This window comes from Aeribacillus sp. FSL K6-2833 (assembly GCF_037965815.1).
Lineage (GTDB): Bacteria > Bacillota > Bacilli > Bacillales > Aeribacillaceae > Aeribacillus > Aeribacillus composti.
Map to the genome: position 1 here is coordinate 84,161 of NZ_CP150189.1, position 8,340 is coordinate 92,500.

General features: G+C 44.9%; 7 protein-coding genes and 2 rRNA genes (1 of these 9 running past the window's edge). All 9 read left to right on the top strand.

All coding sequences use genetic code 11. From position 1 onward, the window contains the following. A complete protein-coding gene (pabC, locus tag NSQ94_RS00410; RefSeq protein WP_339229870.1) occupies window positions 1-879 on the top strand; it encodes an aminodeoxychorismate lyase in 879 nt (292 codons plus the stop codon). Beyond that, entirely contained in the window at window positions 870-1,718 is an 849-nt protein-coding gene (gene folP / locus NSQ94_RS00415) for a dihydropteroate synthase (protein WP_063387555.1), read from the top strand. The genes pabC and folP overlap by 10 nt, the downstream gene beginning before the upstream one ends. After that, entirely contained in the window at window positions 1,714-2,076 is a 363-nt protein-coding gene (folB, locus tag NSQ94_RS00420; RefSeq protein WP_063387603.1) for a dihydroneopterin aldolase, read from the top strand. Before folP ends, folB begins: the two co-directional genes overlap by 5 nt. Beyond that, window positions 2,073-2,600 carry a 2-amino-4-hydroxy-6-hydroxymethyldihydropteridine diphosphokinase gene (gene folK / locus NSQ94_RS00425; protein WP_063387554.1) on the top strand — a complete coding sequence of 176 codons (528 nt, stop codon included), beginning with the start codon at window positions 2,073-2,075 and terminating at the stop codon, window positions 2,598-2,600. Before folB ends, folK begins: the two co-directional genes overlap by 4 nt. Then, window positions 2,552-2,767, top strand: coding sequence for a helix-turn-helix transcriptional regulator (locus tag NSQ94_RS00430; RefSeq protein ID WP_063387553.1), 216 nt, complete (start codon window positions 2,552-2,554; stop codon window positions 2,765-2,767). The genes folK and NSQ94_RS00430 overlap by 49 nt, the downstream gene beginning before the upstream one ends. A gap of 15 nt (window positions 2,768-2,782) precedes the next feature. Further along, window positions 2,783-3,775, top strand: coding sequence for a tRNA dihydrouridine synthase DusB (gene dusB, locus NSQ94_RS00435; RefSeq protein WP_063387552.1), 993 nt, complete (start codon window positions 2,783-2,785; stop codon window positions 3,773-3,775). An 89-nt stretch (window positions 3,776-3,864) separates the two neighbouring features. Next, window positions 3,865-5,367 carry a lysine--tRNA ligase gene (gene lysS, locus NSQ94_RS00440; RefSeq protein ID WP_327848301.1) on the top strand — a complete coding sequence of 501 codons (1,503 nt, stop codon included), beginning with the start codon at window positions 3,865-3,867 and terminating at the stop codon, window positions 5,365-5,367. A 295-nt stretch (window positions 5,368-5,662) separates the two neighbouring features. After that, window positions 5,663-7,216, top strand: a 16S ribosomal RNA gene (locus tag NSQ94_RS00445). Window positions 7,217-7,354: 138 nt separating this feature from the next. Continuing rightward, window positions 7,355-8,340: ribosomal RNA gene (locus tag NSQ94_RS00450) — 23S ribosomal RNA — on the top strand; it runs 1,946 nt beyond the window's last position. The 16S and 23S rRNA genes sit together here, the layout of an rRNA operon.

The window sequence follows — 8,340 nt, forward strand, 5'->3', positions numbered from 1 at the left end:
GTGTACTTATATGTAAATGGTGAATATAAAAAGCAGGATGAGCTGCATATTTCTCCGTTCGATCATGGATTTTTATACGGAATCGGCGCTTTTGAAACATTAAGGACTTATAACGGTCATCCATTTTTACTGTATGATCATATCGATCGCTTAAATGCAGCGGTTCGCGAGCTTGGCATAGATTTTTCTCTTTCTTACTCGGAAGCAGAACAAATTATTAAAAGACTGCTTGAATTAAATCATTTAAATAATGCATATATCCGGATAAATGTTTCAGCGGGTGCAGAGGAGCTGGGGTTGTCGGCGGCTCCTTATAAAAATCCGGTGTTAATCTTTTTTATAAAAGAGTTAAATTTGCCGGAAAGATTGACAAAACAGGGGGTCATTCTTTCGGTTCGGCGAAACACGCCGGAAGGATCATTTCGCATAAAATCGCACCATTTTTTAAATAATGTGCTGGCAAAGAGAGAAATTGGAGATAGTCCGAAAACGGAAGGTATATTTTTAACACATTCAGGATATGTCGCAGAAGGGATTGTTTCCAACATTTTTTGGGTAAAAAACAACACCGTCTATACACCGGCTGTCAGCACAGGAATATTAAACGGAATTACTAGACAGTTCGTGTTAACCATCCTTGAAAAACATCGCATTCCTTATGAAGAAGGATTGTATCCATTGGATCATCTGTTATCTGCACAAGAAGCTTTTATCACAAATTCCTTGCAGGAGATTGTCCCAATTACACATATTGGTCAGACTGCATTTGCAGGTGAACAGGGAATTTTGACCAATCGATTAATCACCATTTATAAGAAGGTGCGGCACCATATTTTGACAAGATCTGAATTCGAAGTGGGTGATGAACAATGGGTGTAATAGAGAAAGAAAAAATATTACAGTGCGGACCGTATCAATTACACTACGAAGATAAAACCCAAGTAATGGGAATATTAAACGTTACGCCTGATTCTTTTTCGGACGGCGGAAAATTTAATGATATCGAGAAAGCTTTAAAGCATGCAAAAGAAATGGTGGAAAATGGCGCCGATATCATTGATGTCGGGGGTGAATCAACCCGTCCGGGCCATGAACCCGTTTCAGAAGAGGAGGAGCTGGCCAGAGTTCTTCCAGTCATTGAAAAATTATCAAAAGAAATTCATGTTCCTATTTCCATTGATACGTACAAAGCGAATGTGGCAAAAAAAGCGGTGGAAGCTGGAGCAACCATCATCAATGATGTTTGGGGGGCGAAAAAGGAGCCGGACATCGCTCGCGTGGCAGCAGAATATAACGTCCCAATCATTCTAATGCACAATCGAGAAAAAGAAGGGTATAACGATCTGATTAAAGACATGATTTCCGATTTAATGGAAAGTGTCGAGATCGCCAAAAAAGCAGGCGTTCGGGACGAACAAATCATCCTAGATCCAGGAATCGGTTTTGCCAAAACTTTTGAAGATAATCTCTACGTCATGCGTCATCTGGAGGAATTTACAAACCTTGGTTTCCCTGTTTTGCTGGGTACGTCGAGAAAAAGATTTATCGGACGAGTTCTCGATCTACCGGTAGAGGAGCGTATGGAAGGCACAGCGGCTACCGTATGCTTAGGAGTGCAAAAGGGCTGTCAATTCGTTCGGGTTCATGACGTTAAACCGATTGCGCGGATGGTGAAAATGATGGATGCGATGCTCGGAAAGGGGCGCGATCACGATTGATAAGATCTATGTAACGGGAATGGAGTTTTGGGGCTATCATGGCGTTTATCCTGAAGAGAATAAACTTGGACAGCGATTTCGAGTTGATGTTATTTTAGAGACGGATCTAAAGCAAGCAGGAAAAACGGATGAACTAGATGATACAGTGAATTATGCGAAAGTGTACACGGTTTGCAAGGAAATTGTGGAAGGCAAGCCCTATAAGCTTATTGAAGCCGTTGCAGAAAATTTAGCATCTGAACTGTTAAAAGAGTTTTCGACTGTTTTGTATTGCACAGTAAAAGTGGTAAAGCCGGATCCGCCAATCCCGGGTCATTACAAGTCTGTAGCAGTAGAAATCAAAAGGGGAAGAACATGAAAAACTATGCATATATTTCTTTAGGATCGAATATCGGCGATCGGGAATATTATTTGGAAGAAAGCATCAATCAATTGAACAGGCATCCAGATGTTGAGGTTATCAAAATGTCTTCTATTTATGAAACCGATCCGGTTGGTTATATTGACCAAGAATTGTTTTTGAACATGGTCATTAAAATCGCGACGAATTTCACGCCGTATGAGCTGCTGGCATTTACGCAAAAAATCGAATATGATTTAGGAAGATCAAGGGAAGTTAAATGGGGGCCTAGAACGATAGACCTTGACATTTTATTATATAATAACGAAAATATTGAAACAGAACAGCTTACCATACCTCATCCGAGAATGTTTGAACGATCTTTCGTATTGATTCCTTTGTTTGAAATTGATCGTGATGTACAATGGCCTAATCAGCATCGTTCTTTACTGGTTTTAATAGATCAATTAAAAGATAAAAAAGGAGTGCGAATATGGAAGCAGAAAAATGGGGAAGAAGGATTCGCGCTTTTAGAAAGCTAAAAGGATATACACAAGAAAGCCTTGCAAAAGACTTAGGCGTTTCTGTATCGGTTCTTGGTGAAGTTGAAAGGGGCAACAGACTTCCCAGCAAGGAATTAGTAGAAATTATTGCTGCTAAGCTGAATGTAAGCGTGAACGAGCTGATGCCTGAGGATACTGAAAAATAAAGGAGGCAGGTGAAATTGTTTAAAATAGGAGATATTCAATTGAAAAACCGTGTTGTGCTTGCTCCGATGGCCGGCGTATGCAATTCGGCTTTTCGGCTGACGGTCAAAGAATTTGGAGCGGGTTTAGTTTGTGCTGAAATGGTCAGCGATAAAGCCATTTTATATAAAAATGCGAAAACAATGGACATGCTCTATATTGATGAACGGGAAAAACCATTAAGCTTGCAAATTTTTGGCGGTGAAAAAGAAACATTAGTGGAAGCGGCAAAATTTGTCGATAACAATACAACAGCAGATATCATCGATATTAACATGGGCTGTCCTGTACCGAAAATTACGAAATGTGATGCCGGAGCAAAATGGCTTCTTGATCCCAATAAAATTTATGACATGGTTGCCGCTGTTGTGGATGCAGTGAAAAAACCGGTAACTGTCAAAATGCGCATGGGTTGGGATGAAGAACATATTTATGCGGTGGAAAATGCCCAAGCCGTTGAGCGGGCAGGGGGCAAGGCTGTTGCATTGCATGGACGAACCCGTGTTCAAATGTATGAGGGAGAAGCCAACTGGGACATTATTAGAGAAGTTAAGCAGGCTGTGAATATTCCGGTGATTGGCAACGGGGATGTCAAAACCCCTCAAGATGCAAAGAGAATGCTGGACGAGACGGGTGCAGACGGGGTTATGATCGGCCGTGCTGCATTAGGCAACCCATGGATGATCTATCGCACTGTTAAATATTTAGAAACGGGAGAATTAATTGAAGAGCCGACAGTTCGAGAAAAGATTGATGTATGCAAACTGCATTTAGAACGTTTAATCAATTTAAAAGGTGAGCACATCGCTGTTAGAGAGATGCGTAAACATGCCGCTTGGTATTTAAAAGGTATTCGAGGCAATGCAAAAGTGAGAAATGCTATTAATAACTGTGAAACAAAAGAAGAACTGGTCTCCCTTCTTGAACGTTTTGCAAGTGAAGTGGAAGAGAAAGAGCGTCAATCCGCATAAAGACAATCTGCTTTCTCTTATACTTTGACGGCTGCCAGTAATCTGGCAGTTTTCTATGTTAAATTTTAAGATTATTGGAGTGGATACGTATGAGCAAAGAAGGTTTGCATAACCAAGAAGAGTTGAATGATCAATTGCAGGTTCGCAGGGAAAAGCTTCATGCATTAAAAGATAAAGGAATCGACCCTTTCGGAAAAAAATTTGAACGCTCGCATCAGGCGATTGAACTAAAAGAGCAGTACGGCGAGTTTACAAAGGAAGAACTTGAGGAAAAAAATATTTTTGTTTCTATAGCTGGCAGAATTATGACAAAACGTGGAAAAGGGAAAGCAGGTTTCGCCCATATCCAAGATTTGTCGGGCCAAATTCAAATTTATGTTCGGAAGGACAGCGTCGGCGAGGATCAGTATGAAATTTTTGATATGGCTGACTTAGGTGATCTTATTGGCGTGAAGGGAACGGTTTTTAAAACAAAAGTAGGCGAGCTCTCGGTAAAAGCAACGGAATTTGTGCTGCTCACGAAAGCTTTGCGCCCTCTTCCTGATAAATACCATGGCCTTAAAGATATTGAACAGCGCTACCGCCAGCGCTATTTAGATCTTATTATGAACCCTGACAGCAAAAACACATTTATAACAAGAAGCAAAATCATCCAATCCATGCGCCGTTATTTAGACAGTCACGGGTATTTGGAAGTAGAAACACCAATGATGCACTCCATTGCTGGAGGAGCGGCAGCACGCCCGTTTATCACTCATCATAATGCTTTGGATATGCCTTTGTACATGAGAATTGCTATTGAGCTTCATTTGAAAAGGCTGATTGTCGGCGGTTTAGAAAAAGTTTATGAAATCGGCCGCGTTTTCCGCAACGAAGGCGTTTCAACAAGACATAATCCTGAATTCACCATGCTTGAACTGTACGAGGCATATGCAGATTTCCATGATATTATGGAATTGACAGAAAACATGATTGCTCATATTGCACAAGAAGTATTAGGTACAACGACAATCCAATACGATGAATATAAAGTGGACTTGAAACCAAAATGGAAGAGACTTCACATGGTAGATGCGATTAAAGAATATACAAATGTTGATTTTTGGAATGTCACATCTGCCGAAGAAGCGCGGGCATTAGCTGAAGAACACGGAGTAGAAATTAACGAAAATATGCAATACGGCCATATTGTCAATGAGTTCTTCGAGCAAAAAGTCGAGGATAAACTAATTCAGCCGACATTTATTTACGGTCACCCTGTTGAAATTTCTCCGCTCGCCAAAAAGAATGAAGCGGATCCAAGATTCACAGATCGCTTTGAATTGTTTATTGTCGGCCGCGAGCATGCAAATGCCTTTACGGAATTAAACGATCCTATTGATCAACGTGAACGCTTTGAAGCTCAATTAAAAGAAAGAGAGCAGGGAAATGACGAGGCGCATATGATGGACGAAGATTTCATTGAAGCTCTTGAATATGGCATGCCTCCAACAGGTGGGCTTGGCATTGGCATTGACAGATTAGTCATGCTTTTAACCAATTCTCCGTCTATTCGCGATGTTCTTTTATTCCCGCAGATGAGAAACAAATGATGATTTTCAAAAGGGAGACGGCTGTCTCCCTTTTGTCTCCCTGCTGGAAATGGAATAATTTTTTTATATAAAATAAATTTTTTTATGCAAAACTATTGATTTGTTATGAAAATGGTGTTATATTAATACCCGTCCTTATTGATGACCAATGATACAATGATAAAAAAATCTGTTGACAAAGTAAAAATTTAAGGTTATTATAAGAAAGTCGTCTTTTTTTCAACATGATCTTTGAAAACTGAACAAAACGAAAAGCGTGCCTGTTGATTCTAAAAGAGCATTTGGTGACAAACTTTTTTTGGAGAGTTTGATCCTGGCTCAGGACGAACGCTGGCGGCGTGCCTAATACATGCAAGTCGAGCGGACCGAAGGGAGCTTGCTCCTTTAGGTTAGCGGCGGACGGGTGAGTAACACGTGGGCAACCTGCCCTGCAGACTGGGATAACTTCGGGAAACCGGAGCTAATACCGGATAACACCGAAAACCGCATGGTTTTCGGTTGAAAGGCGGCTTTTAGCTGTCACTGCAGGATGGGCCCGCGGCGCATTAGCTAGTTGGTGAGGTAACGGCTCACCAAGGCGACGATGCGTAGCCGACCTGAGAGGGTGACCGGCCACACTGGGACTGAGACACGGCCCAGACTCCTACGGGAGGCAGCAGTAGGGAATCTTCCGCAATGGACGAAAGTCTGACGGAGCAACGCCGCGTGAGCGAAGAAGGTCTTCGGATCGTAAAGCTCTGTTGTCAGGGAAGAACAAGTGCCGTTCGAACAGGGCGGTACCTTGACGGTACCTGACGAGGAAGCCACGGCTAACTACGTGCCAGCAGCCGCGGTAATACGTAGGTGGCAAGCGTTGTCCGGAATTATTGGGCGTAAAGCGCGCGCAGGCGGTTCCTTAAGTCTGATGTGAAATCTCGCGGCTCAACCGCGAGCGGCCATTGGAAACTGGGGAACTTGAGTGCAGGAGAGGGGAGCGGAATTCCACGTGTAGCGGTGAAATGCGTAGAGATGTGGAGGAACACCAGTGGCGAAGGCGGCTCTCTGGCCTGTAACTGACGCTGAGGCGCGAAAGCGTGGGGAGCGAACAGGATTAGATACCCTGGTAGTCCACGCCGTAAACGATGAGTGCTAAGTGTTAGAGGGTATCCACCCTTTAGTGCTGCAGCAAACGCATTAAGCACTCCGCCTGGGGAGTACGGCCGCAAGGCTGAAACTCAAAGGAATTGACGGGGACCCGCACAAGCGGTGGAGCATGTGGTTTAATTCGAAGCAACGCGAAGAACCTTACCAGGTCTTGACATCCCCTGACAACCCTAGAGATAGGGCGTTCCCCTTTCGGGGACAGGGTGACAGGTGGTGCATGGTTGTCGTCAGCTCGTGTCGTGAGATGTTGGGTTAAGTCCCGCAACGAGCGCAACCCTTGACCTTAGTTGCCAGCATTCAGTTGGGCACTCTAAGGTGACTGCCGGCTAAAAGTCGGAGGAAGGTGGGGATGACGTCAAATCATCATGCCCCTTATGACCTGGGCTACACACGTGCTACAATGGGTGGTACAAAGGGCAGCGAAACCGCGAGGTGGAGCGAATCCCAAAAAACCACTCTCAGTTCGGATTGCAGGCTGCAACTCGCCTGCATGAAGCCGGAATCGCTAGTAATCGCGGATCAGCATGCCGCGGTGAATACGTTCCCGGGTCTTGTACACACCGCCCGTCACACCACGAGAGTTTGTAACACCCGAAGTCGGTGGGGTAACCCTTACGGGAGCCAGCCGCCGAAGGTGGGACAAATGATTGGGGTGAAGTCGTAACAAGGTAGCCGTATCGGAAGGTGCGGCTGGATCACCTCCTTTCTAAGGATATATACATTGAAATAGGGTACGCTTTTCCGTTTTGTTTAGTTTTGAAGGATCATATCCTTCTTGATTGTTCTTTGAAAACTGGATAACGGAAAGACATTCACGAATAGATCGCTCATGTTAGGAAGAAACGGTTAAGTTAGAAAGGGCGCACGGTGGATGCCTTGGCACTAGGAGCCGATGAAGGACGGGACAAACACCGAAATGCTTCGGGGAGCTGTAAGTAAGCGTCGATCCGGAGATGTCCGAATGGGGGAACCCACTGTCCGTAATGGGGCAGTATCCATACCTGAATCCATAGGGTATGGAGGGCAACCCGGGGAACTGAAACATCTAAGTACCCGGAGGAAGAGAAAGCAACAGCGATTCCCTGAGTAGCGGCGAGCGAAACGGGAACAGCCCAAACCAAGAGGCGTGCCTCTTGGGGTTGTAGGACACTCGATTAAGGAGTGACAAAGGAACGGGGTAGACGAAGAGGTCTGGAAAGGCCCGTCAGAGAAGGTAACAACCCTGTAGTCGAAACTCCGTTCCCTCCCGAGTGGATCCTGAGTACGGCGGGACACGTGAAATCCCGTCGGAAGCAGGGAGGACCATCTCCCAAGGCTAAATACTCCCTAGTGACCGATAGTGAACCAGTACCGTGAGGGAAAGGTGAAAAGCACCCCGGGAGGGGAGTGAAAGAGAACCTGAAACCGTGTGCCTACAAGTAGTCAGAGCCCGTTAACGGGTGATGGCGTGCCTTTTGTAGAATGAACCGGCGAGTTGCGATTTCGTGCAAGGTTAAGCCGAAAGGCGGAGCCGCAGCGAAAGCGAGTCTGAAGAGGGCGAAATAGTACGAGGTCGCAGACCCGAAACCAGGTGATCTACCCATGTCCAGGGTGAAGGCAAGGTAACACTTGCTGGAGGCCCGAACCCACGCACGTTGAAAAGTGCGGGGATGAGGTGTGGGTAGGGGTGAAATGCCAATCGAACTTGGAGATAGCTGGTTCTCTCCGAAATAGCTTTAGGGCTAGCCTCAAGGGAAGAGTCTTGGAGGTAGAGCACTGATTGGACGAGGGGCCCCCATCGGGTTACCGAATTCAGTCAAACTCCGAATGCCAATGACTTATCCTTGGGAG

Bases quoted from the DNA above. Each gene is read 5' to 3' on its own strand.
- NSQ94_RS00430 (WP_063387553.1), top strand. From the start codon at position 2,552: ATGGAAGCAGAAAAATGGGGAAGAAGGATTCGCGCTTTTAGAAAGCTA.
- folK (WP_063387554.1), top strand. From the start codon at position 2,073: ATGAAAAACTATGCATATATTTCTTTAGGATCGAATATCGGCGATCGG.
- lysS (WP_327848301.1), top strand. From the start codon at position 3,865: ATGAGCAAAGAAGGTTTGCATAACCAAGAAGAGTTGAATGATCAATTG.
- folP (WP_063387555.1), top strand. From the start codon at position 870: ATGGGTGTAATAGAGAAAGAAAAAATATTACAGTGCGGACCGTATCAA.